Consider the following 17,508-nt stretch of genomic DNA (forward strand, 5'->3'; position numbering starts at 1 on the left):
GTCGGTGTGCGGGATGATCGGGGCGTGACGGCGGTCCTCAGCACGGCGGCGGTGGTCGTGGCGCTCCTCCTCGCGGGTGCGCTGCTGTTCCTGTACCGGCTCTACCAGGACAGCGTGCGGCGCACCGACGCGGCGCTGGCGGCGGTGGCGGCCGAGCGCGAGCGCGGGGACGCGCAGTGGGCGGCGCTCCAGCGCTACGAGGTGGCGTTCTCCTCGGTCAGCGGGCGCGGCGAGCTGGGCGAGCAGGTGCTGGTGGAGACCGCGCGGGTGCTCGGGCTGCGCCAGGGCATCCACTTCGAGCTGCAGGTGGACGTCGCGGGCGGCGGCTCGGTGCGGCCGGACATGGTGCTCAACGTCGGCGGCGGCAGGCAGGTGCCCGTGGACGCGAAGATGAGCATGGCGACGTGGGCCGAGGCGGTCGAGACCGACGACGCGACCGAGCGCGCCGACGCGCTGCGCGTGCACGTGCGCAACATCCGGGCGCGTGCCGCCGAGCTGGCCGGCAAGGGCTACCAGCGGTGGGCCGACGCGATCTACGGGACGATCATGTTCGTGCCCAACGACGCCGCGGTGGTCGCGGCCCTGGACACCGACCCGGAGCTGCTGCGGTGGCTGCTGGACCGGCGGGTGTTCCTGTGCGGGCCGACCGGCTTCGCGGTGATCGCCTCGGCGGCGATGTTCGCGGTGACCGACCGGGCGCTGGCCGACGACGTGGAGCAGGTGCGGGCCGCGGCGGGGCGCGCGCACCGGGCCGCCGACGGCGCGATCGACGCGGTGAACCTGTCCAGCACGCACCTCCAGCGGTTCCTGTCGGCGCGGCGGCGCGAGCTGGACGCCCTGGAGGGCTTCCGCGCGGCCGTGGAACCGCTGAGCAACGCGTCGTCGGGGGTCACGCCGTTGCCGCTGGTGCGGAGGGCTGACGAGAGCCTCGGTGCACCCTTGGACGCGCGCGAGGCGTAATAGAGTGTGCCGGACCTTAAGCCGAACGAGGAGTGTGCTGCGTGACCGCTGCTACGCGTGACGACTCGCGCAGCGAGCCGGAGGACGACTTCGACGAGGGCGTGCGCTGGAACGACCGCGCCATGTTCGGCAGCTTCCGGGGGCTGCCCTGGTGGGCCGCGGTGATCATCACCTTCGCGGTGGCCGTGGTCGGCGCGTACGTCGACCTGTCCGGCAGCGAGGCGACCGTGAAGCTGGTGTTCGGCATCACGTTCTTCGTCGGCTGCGTCGGCGCGGTGGTGTTCGTGGAGCGCCGGTCGATGTTCGGCCCGATCGTCCAGCCGCCGCTCGTGCTGGCCATCGTGGTGCCGCTGATGGTGGTGTTCACGCAGGGCGTGCCGACCGGCGGGCTGGCCTCGATCGGCCTGAACCTGGGCCGGCCGCTGATCGACGGGTTCCCGGCGATGGCGCTCACCACGGTGTGCACGGTGCTCATCGGGATCATCCGGGTGATGATCCAGAAGGACCCGAACCGGCCGACGCCGGAAGAGGTCCGGGAGGCCAAGCGCAAGCCGGAGAAGCCCGCGCGGGCGGGCCGGGCGGAGAAGGCGGAGCGCGCGGAGAAGGCGGTCCCCGCCGAGGACCGCCCCAAGCGGCCCCGACCGGACGCCCCGGCCGAGCGCCGCCGCCCCGCCCCGGCCGACGAGGACCGGCCCAAGCGGCCCCGGCCCCGCGACGGCGCGGCGGGTGACCGGCCGCGGCGGCCCGCGCCCCGCGAGGGACGTCCCGGGCAGCGCAAGCCGCGCCCGCCGCGCGACGAGGACTGAGCCGGGCCGGGTGCGGCCGACCGGGGGCCGTGTTCGGCTGATCCGGGGTTTGCCGGACCGACCGCGGGGTTTGCCGCGGTGATCTGGGGTTTGCCGGGCTGACCCGGGGTTTGCCGGACTGACCCGGGGTTTGCCGGACCGACCCGGGGTTTGCCGGACCGACCCGGGGCTTGCCGCGGTGACCTGGGCGTTGCCGGGTCGACCGGGGTTCCGCCGGGGCCGACCGGGGGCTCGCCGGCTGCCCCGGGACCTGGTCGGGCCGGTGCCTGTTCGGCCGATCCGGAGCCTGCTCCCGGCCGCTGGTCCACCGCCCCGGGCTCTGCCAGGCTGGCCCGGACCCGCCCCTCCGGCCGAAGGGCATGGACGAGATGACCCCGGAACCGGGCACCCCGGACGACCGACCACCCCGGTTACCCGGCCGCGGACCGGCGCGCTGGTGGATCGCGACGGCGCTCGGCGTGGTCGCCGCCGTGGTGGGCGTGGTCCTCGCGACCGACGCGGCGCGCGACGCACCGCCCCCGGACGCCCGGGTCCCCGACACCGGGACCCGGGACGCCTTCGGCACCGGCGTCGCGACCCCCGAAGCGCGCCCCGTCGCCGACCTGGTGCTCCGGGACGGCGACACCACCCGGGCCACCGGCCGCGTGGTCGCCAAGGACGGCGGGCCGTTCTTCTGCGCGCCCATCGCGGTCGACGTGGACATCCCCGGCCGGGGCCCCACCTGCCCCCTGGGCGTCCGGGTCACCGGCGTCGGACCGATGGCCGACGCCGTCCAGTTGGAGGGCGTGTGGCGGTCCGGCGTGCTCCACGTCACCGGCCAGTCCCCCTCGGCGCCGCCGTCGGTGTCCCGGCCCGACCTCGACCACGTGCCCTGCGCGCCGCCGCCCGGCGGTTGGCAGCCCGGCGGCGCCACCGACTCCCTCGAACTCGGCCACTACGTGAACGAGCACCCGGACCGGTTCCGCATGCCCCGCGCGGCCTACCCCGAGGGCGTGCCGACGGCCACCGCCGCGATGGGCGACGCGGTCGTGGTCCTGGTGGTGGAGGTCGTCTCGGGCGACCCGACCGAGGCGGGGCGCGAGCTGCGCGCCCGCCACACCGGCAACCTGTGCGTGGTGGACGCGCGGGGCCGGATGAGCATGGCCGACCAGACCCGGCTCCAGCAGCAGGTCGACGAGGTGCTGCGCCCGCTGATGGACGACCAGGCCAACGGCATCTTCGCCGCCGGCGGCGGCGGGGACCGGGTCCACGTGGACCTGGTCATGGTCACGCCCGAGCTGGCCGAGCGGTTCGCGCCGCTCGGCGACGGGGTCGAGCTGCGCCCGTGGCTGGCCCCGGTGCGCTGACCGCCGGCGGTCAGCGGGCCTCGTGGGCCAGCAGCCGCCGCTTGACCTCCACGCCCCAGCGGAACGCGCCGGTCGCGCCGCCCGTGCGGACGACCCGGTGGCAGGGCACGAACAGGGTGGCCGCGTTCTTCGCGCACGCGCTCGCCGCCGCCCGGACCGCCGCCGGGCGGCCGGCCAGCCCGGCGTACTCGGCGTAGCTGACGGTCCGGCCCGCCGGCACCGCGCGCAGCGCCGTCCACGCCTGCTCGGTGAACTCGCCCGCGCGCTGCCGCACCGGCACGCCGTCGATCGCGGCGAGGTCGCCGCGGTGGTAGGCGCGCACGGCCCGGGTCACCTCGCCCAGGTCGCGGCGGGTGGTCAGCGCGGTCGGCCGCAGCGACGGCGAGACCTGCGGCAGCAGGTCGTCCGGGTCCGCGGTCCAGCCGCTGGCCAGGACGGCCCCGTCCGGGGCGACGACGGCGGTGAAGGGTCCGATGTGCGTGTCGATCGTGGACACGTGCGCGGTGGTCACGCTGCTCTCCCGAGGTGCGCGGTGGTCATGAGGTGCATGGCGGCGTAGGAGCGCCACGGCCGCCACGCGGGGTTGTCGACCAGGGGGGTGTCCGGGGCGCCCAGCACGCGCATGACGACGTACGAGGCGACGTCCGGCCCGATGCCCGGGAACGCGGCCAGCTCGGCGCGCAGCTCGTCGGCGTCCCGGCCGACGTCCACCCGCAGGGTGCCGTCGGCCAGGGCCCGCGCCACCGGCGAGTCGACCGCGGCCGGGCTCGGGTACAGGTGGGTCAGCTCGCCGTCCGGGTGCTCCAGCGGCTCGCCGGGCCCGGTGTGGCCCAGGGCCCGCAGCAGGGTCTCGGCGCCGTCCACGCTGCCCGGCAGCCGGACGCCCGGCCGGGACAGCACGCGCGGGCGCAGCTCGGGGTCGGCGGCCAGGAACCCGTCCACGGCCACCGGGTCGGCGTCGAGGTCCAGCAGGCGCCGCACCCGGCTCACCGCGCTGCCCAGGTCGCGCAGGTCGGCCAGGCGCAGCGAGCACAGCACGTGGCCGTCGGCGGGGGTGAGCCGGGCGGTGGCCTGGCCGTGCGGCAGGCGCAGCGAGCGGGCGTAGCCGGTGTCGGTGACGTGCTCGACGCCGGGGATCGCGCCGGCCCGGAAGTGGGCCAGCAGGCCCGCCGCGTCGAACGGCGGCCGGTAGGGCAGGCGCAGGGTGATGCGCCCCGCCGGGCCGGTGACCGGGCGGGCCGCGCGCATCGCCGACGGCGTGCTGGCGAACACGGCCCGGATCGTGTCGTTGAACTGCCGCACGCTGGCGAACCCGGCGGCGAACGCGACGTCGGAGAACGACAGGTCCGTGGTCTCGATCAGCAGGCGGGCGGAGTGGGCGCGGTGGGCCCGCGCCAGCGCCAGGGGACCGGCGCCCAGCTCGGCGGTCAGCACGCGCGTCAGGTGCCGCTCGGAGTAGCCCAGGCGGGCGGCCAGGCCGGGGACGCCCTCGCGCTCGACCAGGCCGTCGGAGATCAGGCGCATGGCGCGCGCGGCCAGGTCGGCGCGCAGGTTCCACTCCGGCGACCCCGGCACGGCGTCCGGCAGGCAGCGCCGGCACGCCCGGTAGCCGGCGGCCTGCGCGGCGGCGGCCGTGGGGTAGAACTCGGCGTTGCGGCGCTTCGGCGTCACCGCGGGGCACGACGGGCGGCAGTAGATGCGGGTGGTGCGCACCGCGAGGATGAAGCAGCCGTCGAAGCGGGCGTCGCGGGCGGCGACGGCCCGGTAGGCGCGTTCGTCGTCGAGGAGCATGGCGCCCACTCTGCCAGTGCGTTCGGGTGGGGTCTCGCGGGAATCGGACACGGGGGTGGTGCGCGTAGACTCATCCCCCGTGAGTTTGACCCTCGGTATCGTCGGCCTGCCCAACGTCGGCAAGTCCACCCTGTTCAACGCCCTCACGCGCAACGACGTGCTGGCGGCGAACTACCCGTTCGCGACCATCGAGCCGAACGTCGGCGTGGTGCCGCTGCCCGACGCGCGCCTCGGCAGGCTGGCCGGGATCTTCTCCTCCGAGCGCGAGGTGCCGGCGACCGTGTCGTTCGTCGACATCGCGGGCATCGTGAAGGGCGCGTCCGAGGGCGCGGGCCTGGGCAACAAGTTCCTCGCCAACATCCGCGAGGCCAACGCGATCTGCCAGGTCATCCGCGTGTTCGCCGACGACGACGTGGTGCACGTCGACGGTCGCGTCGACCCGGCCGCCGACATCGAGACGATCAACACCGAGCTGATCCTGGCCGACCTCCAGACCCTGGAGAAGGCCATCCCGCGGCTGGAGAAGGAGGCGCGGACGGCCAAGGACCGGCGGCCCGCGCTGGAGGCGGCGCAGAAGGCGCGCGAGGTGCTGGACTCCGGCCGCACCCTGTTCGCCGCGCAGTCCGAAGTGGACGGCCCGCTGCTGCGCGAGCTGAGCCTGCTCACCACCAAGCCGTTCCTGTACGTGTTCAACGCCGACGAGTCGGTGCTGACCGACGAGGCGAGGCTCAAGGAGCTGCGCGAGCTGGTGGCGCCCGCGGACGCGGTGTTCCTCGACGCCAAGGTCGAGGCGGAGCTGCTGGAGCTGGACGAGGAGTCCGCCCGGGAGCTGCTGGAGTCCATCGGCCAGCACGAGCCGGGGCTGCACGCCCTCGCGCGGGCCGGGTTCCACACCCTGGGGCTGCAGACCTACCTGACCGCGGGGCCGAAGGAGTCGCGGGCCTGGACGATCCCCAAGGGCGCGACCGCGCCGCAGGCGGCGGGCGTGATCCACACGGACTTCGAGCGCGGGTTCATCAAGGCCGAGGTCGTGTCGTTCGACGACCTGGTGGAGGCGGGTTCGATGGCCGCGGCGCGGGCGGCGGGCAAGGTCCGCATGGAGGGCAAGGACTACGTCATGGCCGACGGCGACGTGGTGGAGTTCAGGTTCAACGTCTGACCTCAAACCAGGCCGGGCAAGTCGATCTTGATCTCGAACGGCACCTGCAGGTGCAGGGTGCCGCGGACGACGTCGACCGGGCGGTACGCCCCGGTCGACTCGTCCAGTTCGCAGACGTGCACGACCGGTTCGCCGTCCTCCTCCTCGACGCGCCAGTGGTGCCGGATGCCGGCTTCGGCGTACTTGCGCGGCTTGACCGTGCGATCGCGGTACGCGGACTCCGGTGACACGACCTCGATGACCAGCAGGACGTCGTCCGGGGCGTGCCAGGTGCGGTCCTTGTCGAGGGGGACGGCCGTGACCACGATGTCCGGCTCGGGGCGGTTGTGCGCGTCGAGCCGGATCGTGATCTCCTGCTCGACCACGACGCCTTCCGGTGCCTGCTCCTCCAACGCGCAGGTGAGCCTGTGAACGGCGCGGCTGTACCCCGACCGCCGTGGAACCAGCATGAAAACGAGTCCTCCGTGGATGAGTTCGGTGTGCCGGGGTGCTTCGTGGAGGTGGTCCAGGTCCTCGGCGAGCCAGCCTTCTTCGCGCGGCGGATGCATCCACCCGGGCAAAGTGGTCATCAGTCCTCCTCTGCTCCTCGGTACGCTAATCCAGTCCCGAGCCGTGGCGGAATTGCGTGATCCGGTGAATATGCCGCGCTCGTGTACCGGCGGTACCGCTAACATCCGCACCATGGCGGAAAAGGACGAGGTGGTGCGCGACGCCACCGCCGACGGCACCGGGCGCGCGGAGCGGCTGAAGGCGCTCTCGCGGGACGGTCGCGAGCGCTACGCGGCGCTGCTGGACCGCCTGTCCCGATGAGTACCGTCGACTACCTCACCCCGGACGACCTGCTGACCCTGGCCGCCGACCTGGGCGTGCCGCAGGTCCGCGACCCGGGCCTGCTCGACGCCGCCGCGCACCGGCCGCGGTCGTCGCTGATGGGCGAGGACGCCTACCCCGACCTGCGCGAGAAGGCCGCGGTGCTGATGCAGTCGGTGCTGCGCAACCACCCGCTGGTCGACGGCAACAAGCGGCTGGGGTGGATGTCGGCCTTCGTCTTCCTCGGCCTGAACGGCCTGGACCTGGACGCGCCGGAGGACGACGCCTACGACCTGGTGATCGAGCTGGCCACGAGCGCGGTCGACCATTCGCACGCGGCGGCGCGATTGGCCGAGTGGACGCGCGGGAAATAGCGCACGGTGCATAATGCGCCGCCCGATCGTGTTAGTGCGCGTGAGCCGTGGGGCTCGTTAGCGTGGCGCCATGGCGGTGGAGTGGACCCGGCGCAAGGCCCGGCTCGGCGAATTCATGAAGCAATTGCGAGACCGCGTCGAGCCGAGGCTGACCTCCGCCGAGGTCGGCGCGCTGACCAGGTCCAACCGGACCACGATCAACCGGCTGGAGAACGGCCTCACCCTGCCCAACTACCACTTCGTGGTCGCCCTGCTCGGCCTCTACCGCGCCTCGGACGAGGAGCGCGAGCGCGCCACCCGCCTCTACGAGGCCGCCCGGGGCACCGGTCACCGCATCCGGCACGTGGAGGGCCGGCCGGCGAAGTACGTCGCGTTCCGCAAGGAGGAGGGCATCGCGGTCCGGGAGCGGAGCCTCGACCGGGTCGCCGTCCCCGGCCCGCTCCAGACCGGCGGGTACGCCGCGGCGGTGGTGGACGGCGCGGCGGAGTTCGCGCCGGGGCACCCGGCGGACTGGCGGGAGCAGGCGGTCGCCGAGCGGCGGGACCGCCGGGAGCTGCTGGCCGGGGACCGGCCGCTGCACCTGCACGCGCTGGTCGACGAGGCCGTGCTGCGGCGCGTGGTCGGCGGGCCGGCGGTCATGCGCGAGCAGTTGGACCACCTGCTGCGGGAGGGCCGCACCCGCGACAACGTCACCATCCAGGTCGTGCCGTTCGCGGCGGGCGCCTACGGCGGCATGTCCGGTTCGGCGGTGATCCTGGACGCCGACGACGAGCCGGGCGCCGTGCCGACGGTCTACCTGGAGCACGCGGCGGGCGGCGAGATCCTGGACGCGGCCGCGCAGGTCGACGTGTTCGTGCGCGCATTCGAGCGGCTGAGCCGCGAGGTGGCGCTGTCGCCGGAGCGCTCGGCGGAGCTGATCGTGGCGGCGTGCGAGGCGTTGCGTTGACGGTGACCCGGGTCACCGCCTGAGGCGTTCGACCGGGAGGGGCGAAGACCTCGGGGCGGAACACCCACCGCCCCGCCCCGAGGTACTGTCTGCGTGCCATCAGCGCACCTGGTTGCGGCTGTGGCGGGCCATGGCGAAGACGCCACCCGCGGTCGCCAGCATGCCCAGGGCGGCGACGGTGAACACGACGATGTCGGCGGTCATGCGATATCCCCTTGCGTTGATCTCCCACTCGTCTTGACGCCGGGGTACCCGGTTTCGTGGCCCGGCAGTCGTGCAGTTCACACGATCGTGGAGGTAGGAGTGGGTCTCCGTGCACTTGAGGGGCGTGTGTCGGCCGTCGCACCGTGGGTGTTCGGACTGTCCCTGCTCGGTCACCTGGCCATGGTCGCCTTCCAGACCAAGATGACCATGGTGGACCTCATGGTCTACCGGAACGCCTCGCCGGAGCTGTTCACCGGCGAGCTCTACCAGTGGCGGCTCAAGGAGTTCTCCGACCAGTTCGCCCTGCCGTTCACCTACCCGCCGTTCTCCGCGCTGGTGTTCGTGCCGCTGTCGTGGGTGCCGTGGGCGGTGGCGCGGTGGGTGTGGCAGCTGGTCAGCCTGGCGTGCCTGTGGTTCATCACCAGGAAGTCGTTGGACCTGGTCGGCAGCCGCGACCCGCGGCGCGCCCTGCTGTGGACCGGCCTGTTCATCTGGGTCGAGCCCGTCCGCACCACCCTCAACTACGGGCAGGTCAACCTCGTCCTGGCCGCCCTGCTGCTGGGCACGGTGGTCAGCGCGCGGGCGTGGCGGCAGGGCGCCGGTGTCGGCATCGCGGCCGGGCTGAAGCTGACCCCGGCGATCTCCGGGCTGTACTTCCTGGTCACCAGGCAGTACCGGGCCGCCGCGTGGTCGGTGGTGGCCTTCGCAGCCACGGTGGGCGTCGGCTACGCGGTCTCGCCCGGCCAGTCGACGCAGTTCTGGTTCCACCTGCTCGGCGACGCCGAGCGCGTCGGGCCCGTGGGCTCGGCGATCAACCAGTCGCTGCGCGGCGCGCTGAGCCGCACCCTGGGGTACGACGTGCAGACGGGGCCGGTGTTCCTGGTCGCGGTCGCCGCGGCCGCGGTGCTGGCCGGGTTCGCGCTGCGCGCCGCGGTGCGGGCGGGCGACACCCTCGCCATGGTCGTCACCGTGCAGTTCCTGGGCCTGCTGGTGTCGCCGATCTCGTGGAGCCACCACTGGGTCTGGGCGGTGCCCGCGCTGATGTGGCTGCTGTACGGGGTGCGGCACCGGCTGGCCGCGATCGCCGCCGCGGCGTGGCTGGCGGCGATCGGCAGCTACCTCATCTCGTTCCTGCTCAACGCCCAGCCGTCGATCTGGGTCGTCTCGCGCCCGTGGTACTACTCGGCGCTGGGCTGGGTCTACCCGGCGGTGGGCGTGCTCACCCTGGTCACCGTGGCGGTGGTGCTGCGCCCGCGCTCGGGCTCGCGCTCACCCGAGCGAGTCGAGGATCCGGTCGATCTCCTGCGCCAGTGACACGTCCAGCGCGGTGATGCCGCCCGCGAAGTGCGTCGAGCACCGGAAGGTGAGCGTGCGCCAGCGGATGTCGACGTCGGGGTGGTGGTCGTCGCGCTCGGCGACCTCGGCCACCCGGTTCACCACCTCGATCGCCTGCGGGAAGCTCGCCAGCTCCGCGGTGCGCACCAGCGCGGCGTCCTGGGCGCGCCACGCCGGCAAGGAGGTCAGCTCGGCGTCCACCTGGTCGTCGGTCAGCAGCTCGGCCTTGGGCATGTCCCCGATCCTGCCGGGTAAGCTGCCCGTTCGCCACGGGAGTCCGGTGCTGCGCCGGGCTGAGAGGAAGGCACGCCGGCCTTCGACCGTCCACACCTGATCCGGGTAATGCCGGTGTAGGGAGAGATGATGCTTCGTCGCCTGCTGTCCACCGCGACCGCGTTCGCGCTGCTCACCGCCTGCTCGGTGACCACCAACACCGGCTCGTCGCCGCAGGAGCGGGTGGTCACCCTGGTGACCCACGACTCCTTCGCGGTGCCGCAGGGGGTGCTGGACGCGTTCAAGGCCGACACCGGCATCACCATCCGGCAGCTCGCCAACGGCGACGCCGGCGAGATGACCAACAAGCTGGTCCTGACCAAGGACAACCCGATCGGCGACGTCGCCTACGGCGTGGACTCCACGTTCGCCTCCCGCGCGCTCAAGGAGGACGTGTTCGCCGAGTACGCGAGCCCCGAGGCGGGCAACGGCGCCCAGCGCTACCGGCTCGACCCGCCGAACCGGCTGCACGCGGTGGACCTCGGCGACGTGTGCCTCAACGTCGACGTGGCCGCGCTCAAGGACGTCGGCGAGCCCCGGCAGTTGGCGGACCTGACCGACCCGAAGTACAAGGACATGCTGGTCGTGCAGGACCCGGCCACGTCCTCGCCGGGCCTGGCGTTCCTGCTGGGCACCGTCTCCACCTTCGGGCCGGAGGACTGGCGGGACTACTGGGCCCGGCTCAAGGCCAACGGCGTCAAGGTCGTCAGCGGCTGGGAGGAGGCGTACACCCAGGACTTCTCCGGCTCCAGCGGCAAGGGGCCGCGGCCGATCGTGGTGTCCTACGCGTCCTCGCCGTCCGCGGAGATCGGCGAGGACGGCGCGCCGCGCACCAGGGCCCTGCTGGACACCTGCTACCGCCAGGTCGAGTACGCGGGCGTGCTGAACAACGCGAAGAACCCCGGGGACGCGCGGAAGGTCGTGGACTTCCTGCTGTCCGAGCCGTTCCAGGCCGAGGTGCCGGGCAGCATGTACGTCTACCCGTCGCGGGAGGGCGTGGCGCTGCCCGAGGCGTGGGCCAAGGCCGCGCCGCTGCCGACCGCCTCGCGGTCGCTGCCCGCCGAGGAGGTCGACGCGAACCGCGAGCGGTGGGTGTCCGAGTGGCGCGCGTTGGTCCTGGGCTGACCGGGCCGGAGCCGACCGGGCCGGAGCCGACCGGGCCGGAGCCGACCGGGCCGGAGCCGACCGGGCCGGAGCCGACCGGGCCGGAGCCGACCGGGCCGGAGCCGACCGGGTCCGACCGCACCGGGACGGGCCGGACCGCGTCTCGTCGAACCGAGGCGGGCCCGACCGGGCCCGTTCGCCCCGGCGCGGGTCTCGGCTGGGCGGCGGCGGCCGTGCTGCCCCTGGCGTTCCTGGGCGTGTTCTTCGCCTGGCCGGTGGTCGCGATCGTCGGCCTGGGCCTCGACGAGGGCGGCGTGCTGCCGGTCCTGACCGACCCGCGCACCCGGGACCTGGTCGGCTTCACCGTCGCCCAGGCGGCCGCGGCGACGGCGTTGGCGCTGCTCACGGGCATGCCGGTGGCGTTCCTGCTGGCGCGGTGCCGGGTGCGCGGCACCGGGGTGGTGCGGGCGGCGGTGATGGTGCCGTTCGTGCTGCCGACCGTGGTGGTGGGGTTGGCGTTCCGGGCGCTGTGGCCGGACGGCGGGGTGCTGCCGATCGTGCTGGCCAACGCGTTCTTCAACGTCGCCGTGGTGGCCCGCACGGTCGGCGGCCTGTGGGCGCGGGTCGACCGGCGCGCGGAGGACGCGGCGCGTGCCCTGGGCGCGTCCCGGCTGCGCGCCTTCGCGGCCGTGACGCTGCCCGCGCTGGCCCCGGCGGTCGGGTCGGCCGCGTCGGTGGTGTTCCTGTTCTGCGCCACCAGCTTCGGCGTGGTGCTGGTGCTCGGCGGTGCCCGCCACCGCACCCTGGAGACCGAGATCTACCTGCGCACGGTGGAGCTGTTCGACCTGTCCGGCGCGGCCGCGCTGTCGCTGCTCCAGTTCACCGCGGTGGTCGCGGTGCTGGTGGTGGGCGGGGTGGCGCGGCGCAGGCGGGAGGGCGCGCTGTCGCTGCGGGTGGAGCCGCCGCGGCGGCCGACCGGCGGCGAGTGGGCGGTGGTGGCCGCCGCGTGGCTGGTGGTGGCCGCGCTGCTCGCGCCGGTGGTCGGCCTGGTCGTGCGGTCGCTGTCCGGGCCGGACGGGTGGAGCCTGGCCGGGTACGCGGCGCTGGCGGGCACCGGTGAGCGCGGCACGCTCGCGGTCACCGGCCTGGACGCGGCGCTGAACTCGCTGCGCGCGGCCACCGACGCCACGCTGGTGGCGCTGCTGGTGGGCGTGGTGTCGGCGGTGGTGCTGGTGGGCCTGCGCCGGCGCGGCTCGTGGTTCGCCGAGGTCCTGGACACGGCGCTGATGCTGCCGCTGGGCGTGTCCGCGGTGACCGTCGGCTTCGGCTACCTGGTGACCATGGACGCGCTGCCGGGCGACTTCCGCACCTCGCCGCTGCTGGTGCCGCTGGCCCAGGCCCTGGTGGTGACGCCGCTGGTGGTGCGGGTCGTGCTGCCGGTGCTGCGCGCGGTGGACGAGCGGCTGCGGCAGGCCGCGGCGGCGCTGGGCGCGAGCCCGTGGCGGGTGTGGCGGGAGGTGGACCTGCCGCTGGCGTCGCGGGCGCTGGTCGCGGCGGCCGGGTTCGGGTTCGTGGTGGCGCTGGGCGAGTTCGGCGCGACGAGCTTCCTGGCCCGGCCGGACGCGCCGACGCTGCCGGTGGTGATCGCCCGGCTGATGTCGCGGCCCGGCGGGCTGAACAGCCAGATGGCGTACGCGGCGTGCGCGCTGCTGATGGTGGTGACCACGGCGGCCGTGCTGGGGATCGAGCGGTTGCGGGTGCCGAGCGGCGGGGAGTTCTAGGTGGCGTTGCGGGTCGGTGCGGTGAGCGTGCGGTACGGCGCGGTGACCGCGGTGTCGGACGTGGACCTGGAGGTCGCCGACGGCGAGGTGGTGGCGCTGCTGGGGCCGTCGGGCTGCGGGAAGTCGACGCTGCTGCGGGCGGTGGCGGGCCTGGAGCGGCCGAGCGCGGGGCACGTCGCGTGGGACGGGGCGGACCTGGCGCGCACGCCCGTGCACCGGCGCGGGTTCGGGCTGGTGTTCCAGGACGGGCAGCTGTTCCCGCACCGGGACGTGGCGGGCAACGTGGCGTTCGGGCTGCGGATGCTCGGGGTGGGGCGGGCCGAGCGGGAGAAGAGGGTCGCCGAGCTGCTGGAGCTGGTGGGGCTGGCGGGTCGCGGGTCGCGGCGCGTCACCGAGCTGTCCGGCGGTGAGCAGCAGCGCGTGGCCCTGGCGCGCGCCCTGGCACCGCGGCCGAAGCTGCTGCTGCTGGACGAGCCGCTGTCCGCGCTGGACCGGGCGCTGCGCGAGCAGTTGGCCGTGGACCTGGCGCGGCTGCTGCGGGAGACCGGGGCGACGGCGCTGGTGGTGACGCACGACCACGACGAGGCGTTCACCCTGGCCGACCGGGTCGCGGTGATGCGGGAGGGCCGGGTCGTGCAGGTGGGGGTGCCCGCGCGGGTGTGGCGGCACCCGGTGGACGTGCCGACGGCCCGGTTCCTGGGGTGCGGCCGGGTGCTGTCCGCGGCGGCGGCGCGGGAGCTGGTGGGGGTGGACGCGCGGGTCGGGCTGCGGGCGACCGCGCTGCGGGTGGACCCGGAGGGGGCGGTCGGGGCGACCGTGCTGGAGCGGGTGCACCGCCGCGACCACGTCCGGCTGGTGGTGGACGTGGCGGGGGAGGACTTCGAGGCGGTCGCCCCGGTCGCCGCGCCGCCGTCGCCGGGCGACCGGGTGCGGCTGGCCGTGGACCACGACGGGGTCGCGGTCATCGGGCCGGGGGACCGAACCGGGCCGGGGACTTGACCGGGAGGCGGGGCGGCCCGTGCGGGGGACCGCTCCGCCGCCGGGCCTCAGCGCTCCAGCGCGTACTCCACGTCGCCGTGCTCCCAGCCCTCGATCGGGTCCGGCCAGTCCTCGTGGAACGTGCGCACGTACCGCAGCCCGACCTTCTCCAGCACGCGCCGGGAGGCCGTGTTGACCGCCATCGCGGTCGCCACGACCCTCGTCAGCCCCGCCGCGAACCCGGCCGCGACCAGCGCGGACGCCCCCTCGGTGGCGTAGCCGCGACCCCAGTGGTCCGGGTGCAGCCGGTAGCCCAGCTCCGCCACGCCGTCCCCGGCCGGGCTCAGCTCGAACCAGCCGACGAACGCGCCCGCGGCCTTCTCGTGCGCGGCCCACCACCCGGTGCCGCCCACCACCTTCGGCAGCACCTCGCGCTCGACGCGTTCGCGCGGCACGGGCCTGCCGTCCTCGATGTACCGCATCACCCGCGGTTCGCCGAGCAACCACACCAGCAGGTCCACATCGGACCAGGTGAACGGGCGCAGCGTCAGCCGGTCGGTCTCCAGGGGCACACCGCTAATTGTCCTTGGTCGCCAAGCGAATTGCGGCCAGCGACAACCCGATGAGGACGTAGCAGCCCGCCAGGGCGGTGCTGCGCCACAGCTGCTCGGTCGGCAGCGGGTCGCGCATCACGTCGACCAGGCCGTTCCACGCCGAGGTGATCAGGTACGGCTGGAGCCAGTCCAGCGCGCTGAACATGCCCAGCACCGAGAACACGATCACGCCGGCCATGGTCGCGGCCATCACCACCAGCGGGTGCTCGGTGCACGCCGAGATGGCCAGCGCGACCGCCGCGATGCCCCACACCTGCACGGTCACCAGCAGCACGGCCAGCGCGATCCGGCCGAGCGCCGCGCCGGCGGGCAGGGTGCTGCCCGACAGCGTCAGCATCCCGTCCCCGCCGAACAGCACCAGCCCGACGACGGTGCCGACGACGGCGAGCAGGGTGACCGCGAGCAGCGTCGCGGTGGCCACGCCGAACGCCTTGACCGCCAGCAGCCGCACCCGCCCCACCGGCGCGATCAGCAGCCCGCGCAGCGTGCCGTGCTGCGCCTCGCCGGCCAGCCCGTCGGCCGCCCAGACCGCGCCGACCAGCGGCAGCAGCAGCGGCAGCGCCAGGAACAGCGTGAACACCGGCAGCACCAGGCCGTTGCCGTCGACGATCGCGGCCAGGCCCGGTCCGGCGGGGCCGCCGTCGCCGGTGGCGACCCACAGGCCGATGCCGGCCAGCACCGGCACCAGGCACAGCAGGGCCAGGCCGATCACGGTCCGCGGGCGGCGCAGGATCCACCGCAGCTCCGAGCGGAGCTGGCGGCCCAGCGGGGCGCGCGTGGCGACCAGGGCGCTCATCGTGCCCCCTCCTCGATCGTGTCCACGGCGGACAGGTTGTGGTCGCCCTCCTCGGCCTCGGTGAGCCGGGCGAACAGGTCCTCCAGGCCGGTGCGGTGCCGGCGCGCCTCGTGCACCGCGACCCCCGCGCGCACCAGCGCCTCCAGCACCGCGGGCGCGGTCGTGCCGATCAGCTCGACCCGCACGCCCTCCTCGGTGGGGCGCGCCGAGATGCGGCCCGCGCGCAGCGCGTTCAGCGCCTGCTCCACGTCCGGGGTGGTGACCAGCAGGGAGCTGCTGTCGGCCTGGAGCAGCTCGGCCAGCCCGCCCTGCGCCACCACGGTGCCGCGGTGCAGCACCGCCACGTGCGTGCAGGTGGCCTCGATCTCGCTGAGCAGGTGCGACGACACCACCACGGTGCTGCCCGCGGCGTGCAGGTCGGCGATCACGCCGCGCACCTCGCGGGTGCCGGCCGGGTCCAGGCCGTTGGTGGGCTCGTCGAGCACGATCAGCCGTCGCGGCACCAGCAGCGCCGCCGCCAGGCCCAGCCGCTGCTTCATGCCCAGCGAGTACCCGCGGTAGCGGCGGTGCGCGGCGGCGCCGAGCCCGACCCGCTCCAGCGCGTCCTCCACAGCCTGCCGGGCCGAGCCTGTGGCGAGCAGCGGCTCGAACGCCGCCACCCGCCGCAGGTTCTCCCGGCCCGACAGGAACGGGTGAAATCCCGGACCCTCGACCAGCGCGCCGACGTGCGGCAGCGCGGCCGCGACGCCGTCGGGCAGGGCTTGGCCCAGCAGCTCGACCTCCCCCTCGGTCGGCCGCACCAGCCCGAGCAGCATCCGGATCGTGGTGGTCTTGCCCGACCCGTTGGGGCCGAGCATCCCCAGCACCGCCCCCACCGGCACGTCGAGGTCCACCCGGTCCACCGCCACCGTCCGCCCGTACACCTTGCGCAGTCCCCGCGTCCGGGCCGCGAGGACGGGGGCGGGGCCGGCGTCGGCCGACCCCACCCGCGCGCTGGTCGAGGTGGTCACCTGACCTGACCGATCGCGTCCACCAGCACCTGCTCGGGCACCGCGCCCGCGGCCACCCGGCCGTCGTCGGCGACCAGGACGGCGCCGACCCGGGCGGTGATCAGCGTGCCCGAGCCCCACGGGCCGCTGACCGGCTTGCCGAGCTGCCGCAGCAGGCCCTGGACGTCGACGTCCTCCGGCCGGCCGGGCGCGTCCTCCCAGTGCCGGTCCCGGCCCTGCTCGCCCCGCCCGACCATGCTCGTCAGCGCCTCGGCGGGCACGCGCGCGACCAGCACGGCGTCCCAGCCCTCGCCGACGACCTGCGGCCCGGCCTCGGCCAGCGCCCGCTCGGCGGCAGCCTTGTCCTCGGGCGAGACCTCGTGCGGGCCGTCCTCGGTCACCTTCGCCCCGGCGGGCGGGGTGAACGCGAACAGCGCCGCGTCCTGCGGGCCGACGTCCAGGTCGGAGAACCCGACCCGCACGGCGGGCGCGTCCGTGCCGTTGGTCAGCACGGACAGCCGCAGCGGCGCGCGCAGCTCGGCGTCGACCGCGACGCGCACCTCGCGCAGCACGGTCTTCTCCGTCGGCTTCGGCGTCAGCACCAGCTCGTACGCGGCCCGGCCCGCGACGCGCGCGGTGCCGTCGACGGTGACGTCGCTGAACTCCTTGACGCGGGACACCACGTCGCGGGCCAGCGTCACCGGGTCGGCGGGCACGCCCTGCTCGGCGGCCTCCTCCCGGGCGGTGCCGTGCGGGAGCTTGGTCACCGACTGCGCGGCGGAGTCCCACAGCCACGCGGTCTGCCCGTCGTCGACGAAGGTCTTCTCCGAGCTGCCCGCGGGCAGCTGCACCCGCACCTTGCCCGCGCCGTCGGTCCACACGCGCAGCGAGCTGGCGCCGTCCGACAGCTGCGGCACCCCCGCGAGCGCCGGGATGCCCAGGTCGTTGTCCACCTCGACGCTGCCGCCCAGCGCGGCGGGCGTGGCCGTGACCACCGACTCGACCAGGGCCTCGGCCGTCACGTCGGGCAGCACCGGCGCGGGCCCGGCGCCCGCGGGCATCGCGAGCAGCCCGAGCCCGGTGGCCCCGGCGACCACGCCGGCCGCCGCCGCGGCGACGGTCACCCTCCTGCGGTTCATGTCCCCTCCTCCCGAGGCGTCGGGCGGCTCCTTGCGACCCGACGTCACCGACGATCCCGCGCCCGCGCTGAGACGGTGCTGAGAGACTGAGAGAGCACTGAGA

At 74.9% G+C, this 17,508-nt stretch carries 19 protein-coding genes; 11 read left to right on the forward strand and 8 right to left on the reverse strand.

Annotation, left to right across the window (positions count from 1 at the left end):
* Window positions 1–24 precede the first annotated feature (24 nt).
* The 3 genes from EKG83_RS03915 to EKG83_RS03925 all read left to right on the forward strand — a co-directional run bounded on the left by EKG83_RS03915 (window position 25) and on the right by EKG83_RS03925 (window position 3,112).
* Entirely contained in the window at window positions 25–960 is a 936-nt protein-coding gene (locus EKG83_RS03915) for a DNA recombination protein RmuC (RefSeq protein WP_153277862.1), read from the forward strand.
* Window positions 961–1,001: 41 nt separating this feature from the next.
* The gene (locus tag EKG83_RS03920) at window positions 1,002–1,766 is read left to right on the forward strand and encodes a DUF6542 domain-containing protein (protein ID WP_033430458.1); all 765 of its coding nucleotides are present in this window, start codon (window positions 1,002–1,004) and stop codon (window positions 1,764–1,766) included.
* A gap of 368 nt (window positions 1,767–2,134) precedes the next feature.
* Window positions 2,135–3,112 carry a hypothetical protein gene (locus tag EKG83_RS03925; RefSeq protein WP_157591510.1) on the forward strand — a complete coding sequence of 326 codons (978 nt, stop codon included), beginning with the start codon at window positions 2,135–2,137 and terminating at the stop codon, window positions 3,110–3,112.
* Window positions 3,113–3,122: 10 nt separating this feature from the next.
* Here the strand turns inward: EKG83_RS03925 and EKG83_RS03930 are convergent, their stop codons facing one another.
* Both EKG83_RS03930 and EKG83_RS03935 read right to left on the reverse strand, forming a co-directional pair.
* Window positions 3,123–3,623, reverse strand: coding sequence for a methylated-DNA--[protein]-cysteine S-methyltransferase (locus EKG83_RS03930; protein WP_033430456.1), 501 nt, complete (start codon window positions 3,621–3,623; stop codon window positions 3,123–3,125).
* Window positions 3,620–4,903, reverse strand: coding sequence for a DNA-3-methyladenine glycosylase 2 family protein (locus tag EKG83_RS03935; RefSeq protein WP_051765513.1), 1,284 nt, complete (start codon window positions 4,901–4,903; stop codon window positions 3,620–3,622). Before EKG83_RS03935 ends, EKG83_RS03930 begins: the two co-directional genes overlap by 4 nt.
* A gap of 79 nt (window positions 4,904–4,982) precedes the next feature.
* On the opposite strand from EKG83_RS03935, the gene ychF reads away from it, so the two are divergent.
* Complete coding sequence (ychF, locus tag EKG83_RS03940; RefSeq protein WP_033430455.1) at window positions 4,983–6,062, forward strand: redox-regulated ATPase YchF; 1,080 nt, start codon at window positions 4,983–4,985, stop codon at window positions 6,060–6,062.
* Window positions 6,063–6,064: 2 nt separating this feature from the next.
* Here ychF and EKG83_RS03945 read toward each other — a convergent pair whose 3' ends face one another.
* Window positions 6,065–6,745, reverse strand: coding sequence for a Uma2 family endonuclease (locus tag EKG83_RS03945; RefSeq protein WP_322746630.1), 681 nt, complete (start codon window positions 6,743–6,745; stop codon window positions 6,065–6,067).
* Between EKG83_RS03945 and EKG83_RS48865 the strand changes: the two genes are divergently transcribed.
* The 4 genes from EKG83_RS48865 to EKG83_RS03960 all read left to right on the forward strand — a co-directional run bounded on the left by EKG83_RS48865 (window position 6,744) and on the right by EKG83_RS03960 (window position 9,710).
* A complete protein-coding gene (locus EKG83_RS48865) occupies window positions 6,744–6,872 on the forward strand; it encodes a hypothetical protein (protein ID WP_265590314.1) in 129 nt (42 codons plus the stop codon). The genes EKG83_RS03945 and EKG83_RS48865 overlap by 2 nt on opposite strands.
* Complete coding sequence (locus EKG83_RS03950; protein ID WP_033430453.1) at window positions 6,869–7,246, forward strand: type II toxin-antitoxin system death-on-curing family toxin; 378 nt, start codon at window positions 6,869–6,871, stop codon at window positions 7,244–7,246. The genes EKG83_RS48865 and EKG83_RS03950 overlap by 4 nt, the downstream gene beginning before the upstream one ends.
* A 70-nt stretch (window positions 7,247–7,316) precedes the next feature.
* The gene (locus tag EKG83_RS03955) at window positions 7,317–8,192 is read left to right on the forward strand and encodes a helix-turn-helix domain-containing protein (RefSeq protein ID WP_033430452.1); all 876 of its coding nucleotides are present in this window, start codon (window positions 7,317–7,319) and stop codon (window positions 8,190–8,192) included.
* Between the two features lie 303 nt (window positions 8,193–8,495).
* Window positions 8,496–9,710, forward strand: a complete 1,215-nt coding sequence (locus EKG83_RS03960; protein ID WP_033430451.1) for a mannosyltransferase — start codon at window positions 8,496–8,498, stop codon at window positions 9,708–9,710.
* On the opposite strand, the gene EKG83_RS03965 is transcribed toward EKG83_RS03960, so the two are convergent.
* Entirely contained in the window at window positions 9,666–9,965 is a 300-nt protein-coding gene (locus EKG83_RS03965) for a 4a-hydroxytetrahydrobiopterin dehydratase (protein WP_033430450.1), read from the reverse strand. The two genes, EKG83_RS03960 and EKG83_RS03965, sit on opposite strands and share 45 nt — an antisense overlap.
* A gap of 129 nt (window positions 9,966–10,094) precedes the next feature.
* Here EKG83_RS03965 and EKG83_RS03970 point away from each other — a divergent pair, with 129 nt between their 5' ends.
* The 3 genes from EKG83_RS03970 (at window position 10,095) to EKG83_RS03980 (ending at window position 13,888) form a co-directional block, all read left to right on the forward strand.
* The gene (locus tag EKG83_RS03970; RefSeq protein ID WP_153278857.1) at window positions 10,095–11,129 is read left to right on the forward strand and encodes a thiamine ABC transporter substrate-binding protein; all 1,035 of its coding nucleotides are present in this window, start codon (window positions 10,095–10,097) and stop codon (window positions 11,127–11,129) included.
* A gap of 212 nt (window positions 11,130–11,341) precedes the next feature.
* Window positions 11,342–12,889, forward strand: coding sequence for an ABC transporter permease (locus EKG83_RS03975; RefSeq protein WP_033430448.1), 1,548 nt, complete (start codon window positions 11,342–11,344; stop codon window positions 12,887–12,889).
* The gene (locus EKG83_RS03980; RefSeq protein WP_033430447.1) at window positions 12,890–13,888 is read left to right on the forward strand and encodes an ABC transporter ATP-binding protein; all 999 of its coding nucleotides are present in this window, start codon (window positions 12,890–12,892) and stop codon (window positions 13,886–13,888) included.
* 47 nt (window positions 13,889–13,935) lie between these two features.
* Here the strand turns inward: EKG83_RS03980 and EKG83_RS03985 are convergent, their stop codons facing one another.
* From EKG83_RS03985 to EKG83_RS04000, 4 genes are read right to left on the reverse strand one after another with little or no spacing between them, the layout of a single operon-like run.
* Window positions 13,936–14,439 (reverse strand): GNAT family N-acetyltransferase, encoded by a 504-nt coding sequence (locus tag EKG83_RS03985; RefSeq protein ID WP_033430446.1) that lies wholly within the window; start codon window positions 14,437–14,439, stop codon window positions 13,936–13,938.
* Between the two features lie 4 nt (window positions 14,440–14,443).
* On the reverse strand, window positions 14,444–15,277 hold the full coding sequence (locus EKG83_RS03990; RefSeq protein ID WP_033430445.1) for an ABC transporter permease: 834 nt from the start codon (window positions 15,275–15,277) through the stop codon (window positions 14,444–14,446).
* Window positions 15,274–16,287, reverse strand: a complete 1,014-nt coding sequence (locus tag EKG83_RS03995; RefSeq protein ID WP_033430444.1) for an ABC transporter ATP-binding protein — start codon at window positions 16,285–16,287, stop codon at window positions 15,274–15,276. Before EKG83_RS03995 ends, EKG83_RS03990 begins: the two co-directional genes overlap by 4 nt.
* Entirely contained in the window at window positions 16,284–17,405 is a 1,122-nt protein-coding gene (locus tag EKG83_RS04000; RefSeq protein ID WP_033430443.1) for a LolA family protein, read from the reverse strand. Before EKG83_RS04000 ends, EKG83_RS03995 begins: the two co-directional genes overlap by 4 nt.
* Window positions 17,406–17,508: the final 103 nt, after the last annotated feature.

The sequence above is a fragment of the Saccharothrix syringae genome, assembly GCF_009498035.1.
GTDB classification, from domain to species: Bacteria; Actinomycetota; Actinomycetes; order Mycobacteriales; family Pseudonocardiaceae; genus Actinosynnema; species Actinosynnema syringae.

Bases quoted from the DNA above. Each gene is read 5' to 3' on its own strand.
- EKG83_RS03925 (WP_157591510.1), top strand. From the start codon at position 2,135: ATGACCCCGGAACCGGGCACCCCGGACGACCGACCACCCCGGTTACCC.
- EKG83_RS03935 (WP_051765513.1), bottom strand. From the start codon at position 4,903: ATGCTCCTCGACGACGAACGCGCCTACCGGGCCGTCGCCGCCCGCGAC.
- EKG83_RS48865 (WP_265590314.1), top strand. From the start codon at position 6,744: ATGGCGGAAAAGGACGAGGTGGTGCGCGACGCCACCGCCGACGGCACC.
- EKG83_RS03945 (WP_322746630.1), bottom strand. From the start codon at position 6,745: ATGGTGCGGATGTTAGCGGTACCGCCGGTACACGAGCGCGGCATATTC.
- EKG83_RS03950 (WP_033430453.1), top strand. From the start codon at position 6,869: ATGAGTACCGTCGACTACCTCACCCCGGACGACCTGCTGACCCTGGCC.
- EKG83_RS03955 (WP_033430452.1), top strand. From the start codon at position 7,317: ATGGCGGTGGAGTGGACCCGGCGCAAGGCCCGGCTCGGCGAATTCATG.
- EKG83_RS03965 (WP_033430450.1), bottom strand. From the start codon at position 9,965: ATGCCCAAGGCCGAGCTGCTGACCGACGACCAGGTGGACGCCGAGCTG.
- EKG83_RS03970 (WP_153278857.1), top strand. From the start codon at position 10,095: ATGCTTCGTCGCCTGCTGTCCACCGCGACCGCGTTCGCGCTGCTCACC.
- EKG83_RS03990 (WP_033430445.1), bottom strand. From the start codon at position 15,277: ATGAGCGCCCTGGTCGCCACGCGCGCCCCGCTGGGCCGCCAGCTCCGC.
- EKG83_RS04000 (WP_033430443.1), bottom strand. From the start codon at position 17,405: ATGAACCGCAGGAGGGTGACCGTCGCCGCGGCGGCGGCCGGCGTGGTC.